The sequence below is a fragment of the Streptomyces sp. NRRL F-5650 genome (assembly GCF_000721365.1).
Classification (GTDB): Bacteria; Actinomycetota; Actinomycetes; order Streptomycetales; family Streptomycetaceae; genus Streptomyces; species Streptomyces ardesiacus.
In genome coordinates this window covers 1-207 of record NZ_JOGV01000212.1, presented here as the reverse complement: position 1 = coordinate 207, position 207 = coordinate 1, and the positions used below count along the sequence as shown (strand labels likewise).

The 207-nt window shown below is 67.1% G+C and carries 1 protein-coding gene; it reads left to right on the top strand.

The window, feature by feature from the left end:
• The coding region (locus IG88_RS40075) for an acyltransferase domain-containing protein (protein WP_037837610.1) at window positions 1-207 on the top strand (207 nt) is incomplete at both ends.

Below are 207 nucleotides of genomic sequence, written 5' to 3'. Positions count from 1 at the left end.
TTCCCGGGTCAGGGGTCGCAGTGGGTGGGGATGGGGCGTGAGCTCTGGGATGTGTCGCCGGTGTTCGGTGAGTCGATGGTGGCGTGTGAGCGGGCGTTGGCGCCGTTCACGGACTGGTCGTTGCGGGATGTTGTGTTCCGGGGTGGTGGGGATCCGTTGTGGGGGCGGGTGGATGTGGTGCAGCCGGTGTTGTGGGCGGTGATGGTG